Genomic DNA, 18625 nt, shown 5'->3' with positions numbered 1-18625 from the left:
GGGGCGAGCCTCTAAGAGACATGCAGCTCAATCCGGCGTGCCCGCCACATCCCAGGATGGCGTCGATGTTTTCCAAAATCCTGATCGCCAATCGTGGCGAGATCGCCTGCCGCGTCATCAAGACCGCCCGTCGGCTGGGCATCGCGACCGTCGCGGTCCATTCGGACGCCGACCGGGACGCGCTGCACGTCGAGATGGCCGACGAGGCGGTCCATATCGGGCCTGCCCCGGCGATCGAATCCTACCTCGTCATCGAGAAGATCATCGAGGCGGCCCGCCGGACAGGCGCCGAGGCGATCCATCCGGGCTATGGCTTCCTATCGGAAAACGCGGGTTTCGCGCGCGCCCTGGCGGCGGCCGGCATCACCTTCATCGGTCCGAACGTGCGGGCCATCGAGGCGATGGGCGACAAGATCGAATCGAAGAAGTTCGCCAACGCCGCCACGGTCTCGACCGTGCCCGGCCATCTCGGGGTCATCACCTCGCCGAAGGAAGCCGTGCGCATCGCCAGCGAGATCGGCTTTCCGGTGATGATCAAGGCCTCGGCCGGCGGTGGCGGCAAGGGCATGCGCATCGCCGCTTCCAAGCGCGAGGTCGAGGAAGGTTTCGCGGCCGCCATGTCGGAGGCCAAGGCGAGCTTCGGCGACGACCGCGTGTTCATCGAGAAGTTCATCGAGGAGCCGCGCCATATCGAAATCCAGGTGCTGGCGGACCGGCACGGCAATGCGATCTACCTCGGCGAGCGTGAGTGCTCCATTCAGCGCCGCAACCAGAAGGTGATCGAGGAGGCGCCGAGCCCCTTCCTCGACGATAAGACCCGCAAGGCCATGGGCGAGCAGGCTGTCGCGCTCGCGCGTGCCGTCGACTACGAGAGCGCGGGAACCGTCGAGTTCATCGTCGACCGTGAGCGCAATTTCTACTTCCTGGAGATGAACACGCGCCTGCAGGTCGAGCATCCTGTTACCGAGCTGGTGACCGGCATCGACCTCGTCGAGCAGATGATTCGTGTTGCCGCCGGCGAGCGCCTCGCGATCGCGCAAAAGGACGTGCGCCTTTCCGGCTGGGCGGTCGAGAGCCGCATCTATGCCGAGGACCCCTATCGTGGCTTCCTGCCTTCGATCGGACGGCTGACCCGTTATCGCCCGCCCGCCGAGAGTACGCTGGATGGCATCACGGTGCGCAACGACACCGGGGTCTACGAAGGCGGCGAAATCTCCATGTACTACGACCCGATGATCGCCAAGCTCGTCACGCACGCGGCGGACCGCTCCAGCGCGATCGCCGCCATGGCGCGAGCGCTCGACGAGTTCGTCGTCGACGGCATCCAGCACAACGTGCCGTTCCTGGCCGCGCTGATGCACCATCCGCGTTGGCAGAGGGGTGACCTCACCACCAAATTCATCGCAGAGGAATTCCCGGACGGCTTTTCGGGCGTTGCGCCCGACGCCGTCCGCCGGGACCGCCTCGCCGTGGTGGCGGCAGCGATCGACCATCTCCAGAACGCCCGCCGTCGGCACATTTCCGGGCAGATGACCGGCAGCCGCTTCGATTTCGCGCGCGAGCGCGTCGCGGTGATCGGCGGCCAAGCGTGCCGATTGCGCCTGTCGGGGGGACTGGACGGGCATCCCCTCACCGTTACGCTGCTCGGCGAGGGTGACGGTGTGCGCGGTGTGCACCACGTCATTTCGCACTGGTGGCCCGGTGAGCCGGTCTGGCGCGGCACGCTCGATGGCGAGGCGTTGGCCGTCCAGGTGCGCCCGATCCTCAACGGCGCCATCCTCGACCATGCCGGTGTCTCGCTGGAGTGCCGCGTCTTCACGCAACGCGAGGCCGCGCTCGCGGCCTTGATGCCGATCAAGGTCGTGCCGGACACCTCCAAACTGCTGCTCTGTCCGATGCCGGGCCTCGTGACCTCGCTCAAAGTGGCGGTCGGCGACAAGGTGAAAGCGGGCGATCCGCTCTGCACCGTCGAGGCCATGAAGATGGAGAATCTGCTGCGGGCGGAACGGGATGGCACGGTGAAGGCGATCAACGCCAAGGCCGGCGACAGCCTCGCGGTGGACGCTGTCATCATGGAATTCGAATAGGGCTGCTATGGGCCCGGGGGTCGGTCGGCGACACGGCGCTCTCGGCGTCTGACGGGTGGTCTGGCGTATGCGTCGGTTTTCTGGTCTTATACGCAAGTCGAATAGGGCTGCATTTGGATGTTGCCTCCGCCGGGGCGGCGGCATGCAAGGGGGTTCGTGATGGGTTTGTTGTTGTCGTGGGTCGGCCGTATCGGTCGCGGAAAATTCTGGCTGGGTCAGTTGCTGATCGCGGCGATCCTGATGGCGATGTACGCCATCAGTTTCTCTTTCATGGACTTCAGTTTCAACGACATCATCGAGCAGGCGGCACGCGAGGCCGAGGCGGGGGGCGAACCGGTCGACGTCGCGGCGCTGCGGAGCATCATGATCGGCTCGATGATTTTCGGGGTGGTGATCGGGCTGCTCTTTGCGCTCGGCCAACCGGCGATGATGTTCCTGATGTCGCTCATCTACATGGTGGCGGCGATTTTCTTCGGCGACCATTACGCCGAATTGATGCGCGCGGCCATGGAAGCGCAGCCGGCCGGTAGCCCGGCCACGATTCCCGAATGGATGCTCTCGCCGACCTATCTGATCGTTTCGGGGCTCATCTCCCTGGCCTTCTCGTGGATCATCATGGCGGTCTCGATCAAGCGGGCACACGACCGCGGCCAGTCGGGCTGGTGGCTTCTGCTGACGCTCATTCCGGTGATCGGCATGATCTGGTGGCTCGTGAACCTCGGCATCCTCGAGGGCGAGACCGGTCCGAACAGGTATGGTCCCGACCCCACCATGGCTTGACGATCGGCTGCGTTCGCTCGCCTCCTGTCGAGCGCACGCGGCGGGTCCGGCGCCACCATGCACCGCCTCTATTTCGCCTACGGCTCCAACATGTCGCCAGGCCAGATGGCGCGGCGCTGCCCCGGCTCGAAAGCGGTCGGGCGGGCGGTGCTGCACGGCTGGCGCTTCAATATCACCAAGCGCGGCTCGGCCTCGATCGTGCCGGCGCCCGAAGGTGCCGTGCACGGTGTCCTCTGGCGGGTTTCGCCGGCGCATGTGCACACGCTCGACCTCTATGAGGGCGTCGCGGTGCGCAACTACGTGCGCCGCACGGTCCAGATCGCAACCCCGGACGGCCACTACCGCACGGCGCTCACCTACGTCGGAACGCACCGCCTCACCGGCCGGCCGCGCGTTGCCTACATGACGACGGCGGTGCTGCCGGGGGCGCGCGCCTTCGACTTGCCGCAGGGCTATCAGGCCATGCTCGCCGGCCTGCTGCCGCGCCTGCGGCTCGGTGGGACGCGCCGGCTCTATCGCGGCCGCAAAGTGCGTCGCCGCCGCCGTGCCTCGTTCCGGCCGCGCTGAGGGCGAGCGCGGAAGAAGGGAGTGGCGAGCCACTGGCGAAGGCTGGCGGCCTGTGGTTATTGGGGCGAATTCATTCACCCGATCCCCCGAGTCCCCGATGCGCAATCTCCATCTTCCCGGCCGCTCCCCCGTCGTCGCCACCAACGCGATGTGCGCCACCTCGCACCCGCTCGCGAGCCTTGCCGCCATCGAAGCGATGAAGGACGGCGGTAATGCCGTCGACGCGGCCCTTGCGGCGGCGGCTGTACTGGTGGTCGTCGAGCCGGCGATGACCGGGATCGGCGGCGACTGTTTCGCCATGGTGCACGCACCCGGCAAGGGGCTCCGTCTGGTGAGCGGGGCCGGCAAGGCGCCGGCAGGGCTCACGGCAGGCGAGTTGCGCGACCGGGGCCTCGCCCAGATCGCCCGTGGCCGACCCGAGGCCGTCACCGTGCCGTGCGCCGTCGATGCCTGGTGCCGGCTGTCGGCCGATTTCGGCAAGCTGGCGCTCGAGCGCGTCCTCGCACCGGCGATCGCCCTTGCCGAGAACGGTTTCGCGGTTGCCCAGCGGGTCGCCTCGGACTGGAACGAGGTCTCGGCGCATCTCGCCGTGCACCCGGGTTCGCGCAAGCATCTGCTGGCCGGCGGGCGCGCGCCGCGCATGGGCGATGTGGTGCGCTTTCCAGCGCTCGCGGCGACGCTGCGCGAGATCGCTTCGAAGGGGCGTGACGGGTTCTATTCCGGCTGGGTTGCGGAGGACCTCGTTGCAACGCTGCGCGCAATGGGTGGTGTCCACACGCTCGAGGATTTCGCCGCCGCCGAGGCACTCACCGTCGATCCGATCGAGCTGGCATGGCATGGCCGCGACGTGCTCGAGTTCCCCCCGAGCAATCAGGGCGTCATGGCGCTGATGATGCTGCAAATCGCCGAGCGCCTCGCCCCGATGAAGGATGCAGGACCGTTGAGCGCGCGGCGTTATCACCTTCTCATGGAAGGGGCGCGCCTCGCTTATACCGCCCGTGCCGCCCATCTCGCCGATCCGGCGCATGCCAAGGTTCCGATCGGGCATCTGCTGTCGGATGCGCTCGCCGATGAACTCGCCGCCCGGATCGACCCCTGCCGGCGAACGGAGGATCTCGGCCCGGTTCCGGCGTCGGCCGGATCGGACACGATCTATCTCTGTGTCGTCGATTCCGACGGGATGGCGGTCTCCTTCATCAATTCGGTCTACAACTCGTTCGGCAGCGGCATCACGGGTGATCGCTCCGGCGTCTGGCTGCACAACCGCGGGCAGGGCTTCACGCTCGAGGAGGGGCACCCGAACGAACTGGCGCCAGGCAAGCGGCCAATGCACACGCTGGTGCCCGCCATGGTGACCGAGAACGGACAGCCGAGCATCGTGTTCGGTGTCATGGGCGCCGACTTCCAGCCGATGGGGCACGTCTACGTGCTGACCAACATGCTGCAATACGGCATGGACCCGCAGGAGGCGCTCGACTTCCCGCGCCTCTTCTTCCAGGGCGATCACCTTTCGGCCGAGGACGGCGTGCCGGAGGCGGTCTGCGCCGAACTGCGCGCCATGGGGCACGGCGTGCAGCGGCGCATCGACCCATGGGGAGGTGGCCAGATCATCCGCATCGATCGCGAGCGTGGCGTGCTCATTGCCGGTTCCGACCATCGCAAGGATGGCTGCGCGCTCGGCTATTGAGGGCGGGCGGGCCGACGTGAGGGGCGCACCGCGCGGCGCGCCTCAATCGTCGACAGTCGCGCTCGAAAAGACCTCCTCGAAGGTGCGTCGGAGCGCGATATCGACGTCCGGCATCGCCGTCGTCAGACCGAGGTCGAGCAGGCTCGTCACGCCGTGGTCGGCGATGCCGCAGGGCACGATACCGGAAAAGTGCTCGAGATCGGGATCGACGTTGATCGCGATGCCGTGCAGCGTCACCCAGCGGCGCACACGAACACCGATGGCCGCGATCTTGTCCTCGGCGTCTGCCCCCTTTTCGGGCCGCCGCACCCAGACCCCGACGCGCCCGCAGCGCGTCTCACCGCGCACATTGAAGGCGGCAAGCGCGGCGATCACCCAGCGTTCGAGAGCCATGACATAGGCGCGGATGTCGCGGCCGCGTCGTTCGAGGTCGAGCATGACATAGGCGATCCGCTGTCCTGGGCCGTGGTAGGTGAGCTGGCCGCCGCGTCCGGTACGGTGGAGCGGAAAGCGACCGGGAGCAAGGAGGTCGCCGAGGTCGGCGCTCGTGCCGGCGGTGTAGATGGGTGGGTGCTCGAGGAGCCAGACCAGTTCGTTCGCGGTGCCCGCCCGGATCGCTGCGGCGCGGGCGTCCATGAATTCCACGGCGGCCTCGTAGCCGACGGGCGCCCTGGCGATCCGCCATTCGACGGGGGGCCGCGCGACAACTTCGACGTTGCGTGTCGGCGCACATGGCTTCACGGCGATTGCTCCTTCGACCAGCGTGCGGCGATCGCGGGCCAGGCGCCCGCCGGTACCGAGAGCCGGGGTCGGACGCGATCGGCTCGCCGGCAAGGGAGACAGCCGACGAACCGGCTGTCAACGGGGCCGAAGGCACCCCGGCACGGAGCTTCGCTGCAAACGTTCGCTTGCGCGCGAAAGGTCCATCTGCTAGGTCAGCCGCTCGTTGGAACGCCCCGCGCAAGCTCCTCATCTGCGCAATCTCCGGGCGTCGCGCGCGAGCGGTCGTGGCGGAATTGGTAGACGCGCAGCGTTGAGGGCGCTGTGGGCTTAGCCCGTGGAGGTTCGATTCCTCTCGACCGCACCAACCCTTCCCGAGCAAGCCGAAGTTGTCGCCCCGGGGCGCTGTGCGCAGTCGACAGAAGCTATCCACGGGCGCCCGTTCGTATGATGTTCAAAGGACCGTCGGGCGTGCAATCGCGGTCGAGATGGCCTAGTATCGAGTCATCTTCCCCGTCGATCGCCGAACCCCGGGACCGATGTCCCGCGCGGGTCCGAGACAAACAGGACATTCAACGCCTTGGCCGATAAAGACACCCCTTCCGGCGGAACGGGCGCGCACGGCGCCGGCTCCGACATCCGCCCCGTCCTCATCACCGACGAGATGCGCACCAGCTACCTCGACTACGCCATGAGCGTGATCGTCAGCCGGGCGCTGCCCGACGTGCGCGACGGTTTGAAGCCCGTTCATCGGCGCATCCTCTATGCGATGCACGAGATGGGCAACGACTGGAACAAGCCCTACAAGAAATGCGCCCGTATCGTCGGCGAGGTGATGGGCAAGTACCACCCGCACGGCAACCAGGCGATCTACGACGCGCTCGTGCGTCTCGCGCAGGACTTCTCGATGCGCGTGCCGCTGATCGATGGGCAAGGTAATTTCGGCTCGGTCGACGGCGATCCGCCGGCTGCCGAGCGCTATACCGAGTGCCGGTTGAAGCGCATCGCCCAGGAGGCGATCCTCGAGGACATCGACAAGGATACGGTCGATTTCCGCGACAACTACGACGGTCAGGACCGCGAACCGGTGGTGCTGCCGGCGCGCTTTCCGAACCTGCTCGTCAACGGCGCGGGCGGCATCGCGGTCGGCATGGCGACGAATATTCCGCCCCACAACCTCGGTGAGGTGATCGACGCCGCCACCGCCCTCCTCGACAATCCCGAAATCGGCATCGAGGAATTGATGGAACTGGTGCCGGGACCGGACTTTCCGACCGGCGGCGTCATCCTCGGCCAGGCGGGGATCCGCGGTGCCTATCTCAAGGGGCGCGGCAGCATCGTCATCCGCGCGCGGGTCGCGACCGAGACCGTGCGCGGCAACCGCGAGGCGCTCGTCGTCACCGAGATCCCCTATCAGGTGAACAAGCGCACGCTCATCGAGCGCATCGCCGAGCAGGTGCGGGAAAAGCGCATCGAGGGCATCTCCAATATCTGGGACGAATCGAGCCGCGAGGGCATGCGTATCGTCATCGAGCTCAAGCGCGACGCCGTCGCCGACGTCGTCCTCAACCAGCTCTGGCGTTTTTCATCCCTGCAGCAGTCGTTCGGCGCCAACATAGTGGCGCTCAACGGTGGCAAGCCGGAGACGCTCAACCTCAAGGACATGCTGGCGGCTTTTACCTCCTTCCGCGAAGAGGTCGTCACCCGGCGCACCAAGCACCTCCTCGCCAAGGCCCGCGAGCGTGCCCATGTCCTGGTCGGTCTCGCCATCGCGGTCGCCAACATCGACGAGGTGATCCACCTCATCCGTCACGCCGCGAACCCAGCCGCCGCCCGTGAGCAACTCATGGAGCGTCACTGGCCGGCCAAGGACATCGCGCCGCTCGTGATGCTGATCGCCGATCCGCGACACGTCGTCGCCGAGGACGGCACCTACCGCCTCTCCGAGGAGCAGGCGCGCGCGATCCTCGATCTGCGCCTCCAGCGCCTCACCGCGCTCGGTCGCGACGAGATCGGTGATGAGCTCAAGGGGCTCGGCGAGCAGATCAAGGACTACCTCGACATCCTTTCCTCGCGCGTGCGCATCGTCGACATCATCAAGGCCGAGATGGCGGCGATCAAGGAGGCTTACGCAACGCCGCGCATGACCGAGATCACCGAGTTCGACGGTGACCTCGACGACGAAGACCTCATCGCGCGCGAGGACATGGTCGTCACCGTCAGCCACAAGGGCTACATCAAGCGCGTGCCGCTCTCGACCTACCGGGCCCAGCGGCGCGGCGGCAAGGGCCGCTCGGCGATGTCGACGAGGGACGAGGATTTCGTCGTCAAACTGTTCGTCGCCAGCACGCACACGCCGGTCGTGTTCTTCTCCTCGCGTGGCATGGCCTACAAGCTCAAGGTCTGGCGCTTGCCGGTCGGCACGCCGCAGTCGACCGGCAAGGCGCTCGTCAATATCCTTCCCCTCGAGGAGGGCGAACGGATCACCACCATCCTTCCGCTGCCCGAGGACGAGGCCAAGTGGGGTGACCTCAACATCATGTTCGCGACGACGCGCGGCACGGTGCGCCGTAACGACCTCTCCGACTTCACGCAGATCAACCGCAACGGCAAGATCGCCATGAAGCTCGACGAGGGCGACGAAATCGTCGGCGTCGACATCTGCTCGGACCGCGACGACGTGCTGCTGACGACGGCGCGAGGCCAGGCGATCCGCTTCGAGACGACGGATGTGCGCCTCTTCCAGTCGCGCTCTTCGACCGGGGTGCGCGGCATCCAGCTCGCGGACGGCGACACGGTGATCGAAATGGCGATCCTGCGCCATGTGGCGGCCGAGGCGACGGAGCGGGCGGCCTATCTCAAACAGGCCGCCGCCATGCGGCGGGCGGCGGCAGGTGAAGAGGCGGGCGAGGAGGCGGCGGCGAGCGAGATCGAGGCCGAAGAGGAGGCGAACGGGCCGGCCGAACTCAGTCCCGAGCGCTATGCCGAACTCTCGGCGAACGAGCAGTTCATCCTGACGGTGTCGGAGAACGGCTACGGCAAGCGCAGCTCGGCCTATGAGTATCGCCTCACCAATCGCGGCGGCAAAGGTATCGTCACGATGGTCGTGAACGAGCGCAATGGCCCGCTCATCGCCTCGTTCCCGATCGAGGAGAACGACCAGATCATGCTGGTGACGGACGCCGGCCAACTGATCCGCTGCCCGATCACCGACGTGCGCATCGCCGGTCGCAGCACGCAGGGCGTGCGCATCTTCAACACGGCACGCGACGAGCAGGTGGTCAGCGTCGAGCACATTCCCGAGACGGAGGGAGATGCAGAGGTGGAAGATAATGGGGCCGGTGCGGGCGCTTGAGCCTAAGCCGCACCGGCCGGCTGAACTACATCGTTAGCCGGATCATGGTGCTGCGGATGTGCTTGGAAATGGCGACGAACGTGTTCTTGAGGTCGTTGCCGGCTTCCTCGGCACGAAAGAACTGACCGGGTGTCGCACAGTTCGACAAGAGGTCGAGTGTGTGCGTATCGGTAAGGTCGTAGCCGATCGTGTAGACGAGAACGTTCTTGGACTTCAGGGACGAGCAGATCGTGAGGAGATTGCTCTCGGCCTCGTCCGTGCTTTCGCTGCCTGCCGGCCCCCAGCCTGTCGCGGTCTGCATGCCATCGGTCAGCAGTACCATGACCTTGAGGATGTCGTCGTCGTTGAAGGAGGCCGCGCCGGTGAACGGTTCGCCGGGATCGAGGACGTGCATGCCGAACTCGGCTCCGAGCGCGATGTGTGTGAGCTTTGCCGGCAGCATCCGATCGAGCTGATCCTTGACGTCTCCGAAGCCGTTGGTCAGCGGGCGCACCTTGAGATCATTGACGGCGTAGAGATCGCACTCGACGTGTGAAGGGTCGTGCGCGCCGGCATAATAGCCCTTGGTCTCGCCCCAGCGGCTGTCGTTGGCACCGGCCGGTGCGCTCGTCTGGGTGTTGAAGGGGTGGCGGCGGTCCTGCGTGCAGCCGGTGCCGCTCCAGGCCGGGTTGATGTCGTCGCGGACGTTGCCGACCGGCAGGTCGGCGTAGACCATGGCGGCGAACGGCACGAGGGCGAATTTCACTTCGTCGTTCCGGCCGTTATCCGAAATCACGTCGACCATTTCCTTGGCGGCGTCACGCATACGGACGTATTTGTTGTTGTCGTTCATGGAGTCCGAATAATCGAGCACCAGGACGACTTCCGCCTTGCCGCGCACGCGCGGGACAACGGCCGTCACCTCCACAGGGGTCTCGTTGAACCCGAGGAGCGGAAGGAACGCGTTCTGTTGAGTATGGCCGGCCGTGACACGGATGGCGCCGCCCTCGAACAGGACATCGAGCGAGACGCCGGATCGGGGAAAGTTCGTCGCGAACTGACGCGTCGCGGCGGCCTTGATGTCATCGATTTCGCTGCTGGGGTGTATCGCCCCGGCGAGGGCCGCGGCATCGACCGCGCTTTGCAACTGCGTGCGGGAGGCGTGCGCACGTCCATAGTCGACCGAGAGGCCGACGACGCCGATCAGCACGACGATCACGAAGCCCATGAGCATGGAAACAGCGCCGGAGCGATCACGCCCCCAGCGGGAAAGGAGGCTCGGTCGTGGCTCGAGGAAAAGAAACATGAGAGGCTCCGCAAAGCGATATGCCTCGGTCGTATCAAAAAGGTGATAGAAACTCGTGCCAGAGCGTCGGCAAATTAGTGGCAAATCCGATGCATTCGCGAAGCGCTGGCACGCGCGGTCTTGGCGCGAGGGATGCCGCTCACACATCCGCCTGACGAATCAGGCATTCTCCCCGCGTTCGAGGTCGTGGCAAACGGCCAGACGATCGTGAGGAGCGCAATGAGCATGCCCATCAGCATCGCGGTGGCCAACAAGAAGGGCGGGGTCGGCAAATCCACCATCGCCAGTATGCTCGCGCATGGCTTTTCCGCCTGGGGCCAGCGGCGCACGCTGCTCATCGATCTCGATACGCAATGCAATTCGTCGCTGATGCTGATCGGTGGCGAGCGCTGGCGTCGGGCACGATACGACAGCCATACCATCGCCGATTATTTCTACGATCGCGGCACCCGTCCGGGGGCGTCGGCGGCCGACTATATCATTTCCGGGGCCGGCGACGTCGTGCGCGACGACCGTACGCGGCCAGACCTCGGCCTCTTCTGCGGCTCGCTCGACGTCGAGGACATCTTGGACGAGCTGTTGCTCAATATGGCCAAGGGCATGAAAAGGCTCGACATGGGCGTGATCCGCACGCGGGTCGCCAACTATCTCGGTGACTTCCTCGAGACGATCATGGCGCCCTACGATGTCGTCATCGTCGACTGTCCGCCGGGGCTTTCGCTCGCGGTCGATGCCGCGCTGCGCCGCTGCCGGCACGTGGTCGTGCCGTTCCGCCCCGACTATGTCTCCCAATACGCCATCGACCGCGTCTCGCAGACCATCGAGGGCAAGTTCAACATGAACGGGGTCAACGAGATCGCGCTGTCACGCCGACGCTACCGGTGCGTCGCGAATTTCGTTCGACAGCAGGGGCCGGACCGCATCCTGATCGACGAGATCGCGATCTCCCACCCCATCTACCAGACGCGCATCGAGCAGCGACAGGCCATCGCGGACAGCCTCGACTGGCAGGAGGAGCCGCTGACCATGGACGAGAAATACGGCGACGGGATCGGCGATGTCCTTCGCTTCTACAACGAGGTGGCGGACAGCGTCGGACTCGCCTAGACTTTCCCACCACGGCAGCGGGCTAACCGCCGCTGGCAGATGCAGGAGCCGACATGGCCAAGAAGCCGACCTACAAGGCCGTGAGCGGGGGGCAATTGCGCCGGAACCTCACGAATGCGATGGGCGCGGATCCGGCCCTTGGGTCGGAGCTGCGTGATCGGCTGGCGAGCCGCATCCTAGTGCACATGACGTCCGCTCGTTTCCGCAGCGTACCGCCGGAGTTGCGTGCGCGCCCGGCCGAAAAGCCTATCGAGGCAGGCGGAGCGGGCGCACAGGCGGCACCCGAGACATCCGGAGCACCGGGCGGGCGGATCGCGGATGATGATTTGTTCTCCGTGGTCGCCCTGCTGGCACAGGAAGGCGAATTGGGCCTGCGTTCGCGGCTCAATGCGTTCTCGAGCGTCGCCAGCCTGCTCGAACTCGCCCGCGCCCAGCGCCTCAGTCTGCCGCGTGCCATCATCGAAGACCCGGCGGCCACCGTATCGGGGATGCGCGATGCCATCGTCGAGGCGGCGCAAAAGCGCATCGCCAACCGCCAGGCGGCCGCGGGCTGAGCCTCGAGGCCGACGGGCGGCGCGATCGTGGCGACCTTGACAAGTGCCCCCGTTCGGCGTGACTGGGTGCTCGGCCCTTACCCAAGCGGCCGCCAATGCGCTTCCTCCTGGTGCCACATGCCCATTCCCGCGGACGTCCTTGCGGCATTCGTGCTCGCCTGTATCGTGCTCGCCGTGACACCCGGGCCGGCCATGTCGCTGATCCTCGCGACGACGACGACGCACGGTTTTGCAACGGGGCTCGTTACCGTCCTCGGAAATGCGACCGGCATGTCGATCCTGCTCGCCGTCGTCTGTCTCGGCATGACCTCGGTGGTGGCGTTCCTGGCGGAATGGTTCGAGATCCTGCGTTGGATCGGGGCGGCCTATCTCATATGGCTCGGGGCGAGCCGCCTCGTTCACCTGTGGCGGACCCGCGGTGGCGGCTTGCCGCCGGCTCCGGTGCGCCCGCGCCGCCGCGTCGCCTTCCTGCAGGGAATGCTGGTGGCGGTTTCAAATCCCAAGGTGATCCTGTTCCTGGCGGCTTTCCTGCCGCAGTTCATCGATCCGACACGCGATCCGTTGACGCAGTCTTTGGTTCTGGCGATCGCCATGGTGTTGACGCTCGGGCTCGTCGATCTCGGTTATGCGTATGCGGTGGGGCGGGCCCGCGAGCGCATGACCTTCGGCTGGATGCGCTATGCCGACGGCCTGACGAGCGGGTTGTTGATCGCGGGCGGCGTCTGGCTGGCCCTCAGCCGACGTCCCTGATCGACAAGGTAACGGATGAACGACGTCATGATCGACCTGCCGACCTATCTCGCCTACGTCGCGGCTTGCATCGCGGTCGTCGCCGTACCGGGGCCGAGCGTCACGCTCATCATCGCCAACAGCATGCGTCACGGCACGCGGGCGGGGCTGGCGACCGTGCTCGGGACGCAGCTCGGCCTCGCGGTTCTGCTGGCGGTTCTGGCGGGGGGCCTTGCGTCCGTCGTTGCGAGCGCGTCGGTGGTCTTCGACGTGGTGCGCTGGGTGGGGGCCGCCTACCTCGTCTTTCTCGGCGTGCAGATGTGGCGCTCGGGCGGCCGGCTCGGCGCCATGGACGCCGCGCCGCCGCCGCGCCGGGGGTTCGTGCTGGAAGCGTTCCTGGTGCTTCTCGCCAACCCCAAGGCGCTGTTGTTCTTCGGCGCTTTCATACCGCAGTTCGTCGATCCGTCCGGCAATGTGCTCGCTCAGACGCTGGCGCTCGGGGCGACGTTCATTGCCGTTGCCATCGTGCTCGACGGAGCCTACGCGCTCGCCGCCGGCCGGGCCGGGGGCCTCTTGACGCGGGGCAACGTGCGCCTCGTCGAGCGGTTGAGCGGCAGCTTCCTCATCGCGGGCGGCATCTGGCTGGTCATGGCACGTCGTGCCTGACGCATCGTGCCGTGCCCAATCGGTCGGGATTGCGGGAACCGCGCCCGGCGAGCTAAGGAAGCTCGCATGAACCAGCGCACCGCATTCTATTCGGGCAGTTTCGATCCGGTTACGCACGGTCATACCGACGTCATCGCGCGGGCGGCGATGCTGGTGGACCGTCTGGTGGTGGGAATCGGCGTGCACGACGCCAAGAAGCCGCTGTTTCCGGCGGCCGAGCGCATCGAGATGCTGACGGTTGCGACCCGCGACATCGTCGCCGAGACGGGTACCGAGATCGATATCGTTACGTTCTCCAACCTCGCGGTGGAGGCAGCCCGGGCCGAGGGCGCCACGATGATCATCCGTGGCCTGCGCGACGGGACCGACCTCGACTACGAGGCCCAGATGGCGGGTATGAATCACGACATGGCACCCGAGGTCGAAACGGTCTTCCTGGCCGCCGCGCCGGCGGTCCGCCACATAGCCGCCAATCTCGTCAGACAGATCGCGCTCATGGACGGCGACGTTTCGCGCTTCGTCTCCCCGGACGTGGCGCAACGGCTGCGCCGCCGTGTCGGGGAGATCCGTAAGGGCGGGGCATGAGGGGCGTTCCACCGCCTGCGAACCGCCAGCCGTCGTCACCGTCTTCGTGCAAATCTTCGAAAGGATCATGAGCAAATGAACCGCATTGCGCGTGCGCTGTTTCGGACACTGCTCCCGGGCATGCTACTGTCGGCCGCGCCGCTCGCCGCTCCGGCTTGGGCGGCCGAGCGTGTCCACATGGAGATCGATGGCGATGCCGCGAAGGTGGTGGTGGTCGAGCTGCTGGCCGACATCGCGCCGAACCACGTCGAGCGGGTCAAGACGTTGGTTTCCGAGAAGTTCTACGACGGTGTCGTCTTCCACCGTGTGATGAGCGGGTTCATGGCGCAGTCCGGCGATCGCAGCGGCACCGGCACGCAGGGCTCGAGCTATCCCGACCTCAAGGCCGAGTTCACCAAGACGCCGTTCCGCCGGGGCACGGTCGGGGCCGCCCGGACCGCCAATCCCAACAGCGCCAATTCGCAGTTCTTCATCTGCTTTACCGACAACGGATGCGCACACCTCGTCGGGCAGTATACCGTCTGGGGCCAGGTGGTCTCGGGCATGGAACACATCGATGGCGTGAAAACGGGGGCACCCGGTTCGGGCGCCGTCACCAATCCCTCGGTCATCAGCCGGATGTGGCTCGCCGAGTAGGCAATCACCACCGGGGCGGCAGCGTCGCCGCCCCATTTTCTCGTCGGTCACCTGCTGGCCGTCCAACCTCACCGAGCCAAAGAACGGAGGCCAGAATGACCGCTATCGCCGATCCCGAAAACACGCTGATCCTCGAGACCACCAAGGGCCGCGTCGTCATCGCAATGCGACCGGACCTCGCGCCCAACCACGTCGCGCGCATCAAGGAGCTGGCGCGTGACGGCTTTTACGACGGCATCGTCTTTCACCGCGTGATCGACGGCTTCATGGCGCAGACCGGCTGCCCCCACGGCACCGGCACCGGCGGCTCGGGCAAGAAGCTCAAGGCCGAATTCAACGCCGAGCCGCACGTGCGCGGCACCGCCTCGATGGCGCGCGCGCAGAACCCCGATTCCGGCGACAGCCAGTTCTTCATCTGCTTCGGCGATGCCGGCTTCCTCGATCGCCAGTACACCGTCTGGGGCAAGGTGATCGAGGGCATGGAGAACGTCGACAAGATCAAGCGCGGCGAGCCGGTGCGCGATCCCGACAACATCATCACCGCGCGCGTCGCGGCGGATGTGGGGTAGGGCGCGGCCGACCAGGAGAGGGTGGGCGGGTCCGGAAGGTGACCGGCGCCCACCCCTCGACCCGGCCCTGCGGTGAAGGCGTGATCGCAGCCCCTTGCCAGCGCCGGCCGGCTGGGGTTTCTCACCGCATGCACATCGACCAGTTCGATTTCGACCTGCCGCCGGAACTCATCGCGCTCGCGCCCGCCGAGCCGCGCGACGGCGCGCGCCTGCTCGCCATCCCTGCCACAGGCCCCTTCGCCGACCGGACCGTGCGCGATTTGCCGGACCTCCTCGCGCCGGGCGACCTCCTCGTCATGAACGACACGCGGGTCATTCCGGCCGCCCTCGAGGGCGTGCGCCAGAGGCCCGGGGCGCCGTCCGTCGCCATCACCTGCAACCTCCACAAGCGGGTCGATGCGGCGCGCTGGCGCGCCTTCGCGCGGCCGGGCAAGCGGCTCGCGGTAAGTGACCGCGTCGACTTCGGCGCGCCACAATGTGGCGACGGGGGGGAGGCTCTCTCGGCAGTCGTGGAAGAAAAAGGAGAGGCGGGCGAGATCGTCCTTTGCTTTGCGGCGGAGGGGGCCGAACTCGATGCCGCGATCGCACGCGTCGGGGTGATGCCGCTGCCGCCGTACATCGCGAGCCGCCGACCGGCGGGGCCCGGTGATGCCACGAACTATCAGACCATCTATGCCACCCACGATGGTGCCGTCGCCGCGCCGACCGCCGGTCTCCATTTCACACCCGAACTCATGTCGCGGCTCGCCGAACGCGGAATCGGGCGGACCTTCGTTACCCTCCACGTCGGCGCCGGGACCTTCCTGCCCGTCAAGAGCGAGCGGATCGAAGAGCACCGGATGCACGCCGAATGGGGCTCGATCGGGCAGGAAACCGTCGCGGCCATCGCCGAGACACGGGCGCGCGGTGGGCGCGTCGTTGCCGTCGGCACGACGTCGCTGCGTCTCCTCGAGAGCGCGGCGGGCGAAGATGGCGCCGTCCGCCCGTTCGCCGGCGAGACGGCGATCTTCATCACACCCGGCTATCGCTTCCGCGCCACCGACCTCCTCATGACGAATTTCCATCTCCCGCGCTCGACACTCTTCATGCTGGTTGCCGCCGCCGCTGGTCTCGAGCGCATGCGGGCTGCCTACGCCCATGCGATCGCCGGGCGCTACCGGTTCTATTCCTATGGCGATGCCAGCCTGATCGAGATCGCCGGTCGCACCGCAACCCGTGAGACGATCCGATGACCGCCAGCTTTTCCTTCCAGCTCGAGGCGCGCTCCGGCGGCGCGCGCACCGGGCGCATCACGACGCCGCGTGGGCTGATCCGCACGCCTGCCTTCATGCCGGTCGGCACGGCCGGTACCGTCAAGGCGCTCTATGTGGACCAGGTGAAGGGGGCCGGTGCCGACGTCATCCTCGGCAACACCTACCACTTGATGCTGCGCCCGACGGCCGAGCGCGTCGCGCGGCTCGGTGGCCTGCACGCCTTCATGCGCTGGGAGGGGCCGATATTGACGGACTCGGGCGGCTTTCAGGTGATGTCGCTCGCCAAGTTGCGAAAGCTCGATGCCGACGGCGTCACCTTCCAGTCGCACATCGACGGCTCGCGCCATCGCCTGACGCCCGAGCGCTCGATCGAAATCCAGTGCCTGCTCGGCTCGGATATCCAGATGCAGCTCGACGAGTGCGTCGCTTATCCCGCGAGCGAAGCGGAGGCCGAGCGGGCGATGGAACTCTCGCTCGCCTGGGCGGCGCGCTCGAAGGCAGCGTTCCACTCCCTTTCCAAGCCGGGCCAGGCGCTCTTCGGCATCGTCCAGGGGGGCGTCCATCCGCACCTGCGCCGACGTTCGGCCGAGGCACTCGTTGCGATGGACTTTCCAGGCTATTCGGTGGGGGGGCTCGCGGTCGGGGAGAGCCAGGACGTGATGCTCGCGACCCTCGAGGCGACGACACCGCTGCTGCCGGAGCATAAACCGCGCTATCTGATGGGCGTCGGCACACCGGTCGACCTCGTCGAGGCGGTGGCGCGCGGTGTCGACATGTTCGATTGTGTGATGCCGACGCGCTCGGGTCGCCACGGTCAGGCCTTCACTTGGGCCGGCCGGCTCAACCTCAAGAACGCGGCACACATGGACGATCCGGCCCCGCTCGATCCCGAGAGCGCGTGCCCGGCCGCACGCAACTATTCCCGCGCCTACCTGCACCATCTGGTGCGCTGTGGAGAATATCTCGCGGCGATGCTGCTCTCCTGGAACAACATAGCGTTCTATCAGGAGCTGATGGCCGCCATGCGCCTTGCCATCGCCGAGGATCGCTTCGAGGAGCTGCGCCGCGACGTGCGACGACGCTACGGCGCCGAGTGAGCGGTGCCGCGGGCACGGGCCATCGCGGTCTGGCGCTCGCGATAGAAGAGATAGAGCCCCGAGCCGATGACGATTGCGCCGCCCGTGAGCGTCCAGGCGTCCGGCAGGTCGCCGAACAGAAGATAGCCGAGGATCACCATCCAGATGAGGCTCGAATAGGTGAACGGCGAGAGCACCGGGGCCGGCGCGAGGCGGTGCGCCTTGACATGCATCAGATGGCCGAGGAAGCCGAAGACGCCGAGCGCGGCGAGCATAGCCCAGGTGAAGGGATCGGCGGACCATTCCCAGCTCGCATAGGCGAAGGGTGCGGTTGCGACCACGCCCACCATCGGGGTCCAAAAGAGCGTCGTCTCGATCGGGTCGTGGGCCGCGAGATATCGCGTGGCGAGTGAATAGAGCGCGTAGGAGAGTGTCGCTCCGAACGAGAGCAGCACCGCCCAATGAATGCCGCCGAATCCGGGCCGCATCACCACGATCACACCTGCGAAACCGACCAGGATGGCGAGCAGTCGCCGCCAGCCGACCCATTCGCCGAGGAACGGGCCGGCAAGGCTCGCGACGATGAGCGGCGTCAGGAAGAAGATGGTGATCGACTGGTCGAGCTGGAGATACTGAACGGCCGCGAAGTTGAAGGCCGTCGCCCCCAGCATGCAGCACGAGCGCAGGAATTGGATGAGTGGCTTGTTCGGCCGCAGCATGGAGCCGTGCGTTCCGAGGTAGGCGGTATTGAGGGCGACGTGGCCCGCGAACCTCAGCCACATGATCATCGCGATCGGTACCCCGAGACTGGAGCCGATGAACTTCACGCTCGAATCGAGCAGCGCGAACAGCAAGACGGCCAGCAGCATGAGCGAGATCGCGAGCGGTTCGTTGCGCTGCTCTTCCAGCGAGCGAAGGGTGGTCTTTTGCATGGCTGCTCGCTGCTCGCGGGGCTCCGCCCCTCGGGGC

Annotated in this window: 17 protein-coding genes and 1 tRNA gene; 15 read left to right on the top strand and 3 right to left on the bottom strand. The window is 66.6% G+C overall.

All coding sequences use genetic code 11. The annotated features are described in order from the left end of the window. The first annotated feature begins 65 nt into the window (after positions 1-65). From GC150_12275 to GC150_12260, 4 genes are all read left to right on the top strand, one after another. Positions 66-2087: an acetyl-CoA carboxylase biotin carboxylase subunit gene (locus GC150_12275; protein MBI1385676.1), complete on the top strand. Its 2022-nt coding sequence runs from the start codon at positions 66-68 to the stop codon at positions 2085-2087. Positions 2088-2204: 117 nt separating this feature from the next. After that, complete coding sequence (locus tag GC150_12270; GenBank protein ID MBI1385675.1) at positions 2205-2867, top strand: DUF805 domain-containing protein; 663 nt, start codon at positions 2205-2207, stop codon at positions 2865-2867. Positions 2868-2924: 57 nt separating this feature from the next. Further along, entirely contained in the window at positions 2925-3434 is a 510-nt protein-coding gene (locus tag GC150_12265) for a gamma-glutamylcyclotransferase (GenBank protein MBI1385674.1), read from the top strand. Between the two features lie 97 nt (positions 3435-3531). After that, on the top strand, positions 3532-5121 hold the full coding sequence (locus tag GC150_12260; protein MBI1385673.1) for a gamma-glutamyltransferase: 1590 nt from the start codon (positions 3532-3534) through the stop codon (positions 5119-5121). Between the two features lie 42 nt (positions 5122-5163). Here GC150_12260 and lipB read toward each other — a convergent pair whose 3' ends face one another. Further along, positions 5164-5904 (bottom strand): lipoyl(octanoyl) transferase LipB, encoded by a 741-nt coding sequence (gene lipB, locus GC150_12255; protein MBI1385672.1) that lies wholly within the window; start codon positions 5902-5904, stop codon positions 5164-5166. 218 nt (positions 5905-6122) lie between these two features. Here lipB and GC150_12250 point away from each other — a divergent pair. After that, positions 6123-6208 (top strand) — tRNA-Leu (locus GC150_12250). Between the two features lie 213 nt (positions 6209-6421). Next, positions 6422-9196, top strand: a complete 2775-nt coding sequence (gene gyrA, locus GC150_12245; protein MBI1385671.1) for a DNA gyrase subunit A — start codon at positions 6422-6424, stop codon at positions 9194-9196. 25 nt (positions 9197-9221) lie between these two features. Here gyrA and GC150_12240 read toward each other — a convergent pair whose 3' ends face one another. Next, the gene (locus tag GC150_12240) at positions 9222-10628 is read right to left on the bottom strand and encodes a VWA domain-containing protein (protein MBI1385670.1); all 1407 of its coding nucleotides are present in this window, start codon (positions 10626-10628) and stop codon (positions 9222-9224) included. On the opposite strand from GC150_12240, the gene GC150_12235 reads away from it, so the two are divergent. The 9 genes from GC150_12235 to tgt all read left to right on the top strand — a co-directional run bounded on the left by GC150_12235 (position 10614) and on the right by tgt (position 17677). Further along, positions 10614-11588 (top strand): AAA family ATPase, encoded by a 975-nt coding sequence (locus tag GC150_12235; protein ID MBI1385669.1) that lies wholly within the window; start codon positions 10614-10616, stop codon positions 11586-11588. The two genes, GC150_12240 and GC150_12235, sit on opposite strands and share 15 nt — an antisense overlap. Positions 11589-11641: 53 nt before the next feature. Further along, the gene (locus GC150_12230) at positions 11642-12142 is read left to right on the top strand and encodes a hypothetical protein (GenBank protein ID MBI1385668.1); all 501 of its coding nucleotides are present in this window, start codon (positions 11642-11644) and stop codon (positions 12140-12142) included. A 117-nt stretch (positions 12143-12259) separates the two neighbouring features. Beyond that, entirely contained in the window at positions 12260-12892 is a 633-nt protein-coding gene (locus GC150_12225) for a LysE family translocator (GenBank protein MBI1385667.1), read from the top strand. Between the two features lie 30 nt (positions 12893-12922). Further along, entirely contained in the window at positions 12923-13537 is a 615-nt protein-coding gene (locus GC150_12220; protein MBI1385666.1) for a LysE family translocator, read from the top strand. A 66-nt stretch (positions 13538-13603) separates the two neighbouring features. Then, positions 13604-14122, top strand: coding sequence for a pantetheine-phosphate adenylyltransferase (gene coaD / locus GC150_12215; protein MBI1385665.1), 519 nt, complete (start codon positions 13604-13606; stop codon positions 14120-14122). 75 nt (positions 14123-14197) lie between these two features. Beyond that, the gene (locus tag GC150_12210) at positions 14198-14758 is read left to right on the top strand and encodes a peptidylprolyl isomerase (GenBank protein ID MBI1385664.1); all 561 of its coding nucleotides are present in this window, start codon (positions 14198-14200) and stop codon (positions 14756-14758) included. A gap of 104 nt (positions 14759-14862) precedes the next feature. Continuing rightward, on the top strand, positions 14863-15327 hold the full coding sequence (locus GC150_12205) for a peptidylprolyl isomerase (GenBank protein MBI1385663.1): 465 nt from the start codon (positions 14863-14865) through the stop codon (positions 15325-15327). Between the two features lie 128 nt (positions 15328-15455). Next, the gene (gene queA / locus GC150_12200) at positions 15456-16559 is read left to right on the top strand and encodes a tRNA preQ1(34) S-adenosylmethionine ribosyltransferase-isomerase QueA (protein ID MBI1385662.1); all 1104 of its coding nucleotides are present in this window, start codon (positions 15456-15458) and stop codon (positions 16557-16559) included. After that, on the top strand, positions 16556-17677 hold the full coding sequence (gene tgt / locus GC150_12195; GenBank protein ID MBI1385661.1) for a tRNA guanosine(34) transglycosylase Tgt: 1122 nt from the start codon (positions 16556-16558) through the stop codon (positions 17675-17677). Before queA ends, tgt begins: the two co-directional genes overlap by 4 nt. Here tgt and GC150_12190 read toward each other — a convergent pair. Beyond that, complete coding sequence (locus GC150_12190) at positions 17662-18588, bottom strand: EamA family transporter (protein ID MBI1385660.1); 927 nt, start codon at positions 18586-18588, stop codon at positions 17662-17664. The two genes, tgt and GC150_12190, sit on opposite strands and share 16 nt — an antisense overlap. Positions 18589-18625 lie beyond the last annotated feature (37 nt).

The sequence above is a fragment of the Hyphomicrobiales bacterium genome (genome assembly GCA_016125495.1).
GTDB lineage: Bacteria > Pseudomonadota > Alphaproteobacteria > Rhizobiales > RI-29 > RI-29.
This window is presented reverse-complemented; position numbering and strand designations above follow the sequence as displayed.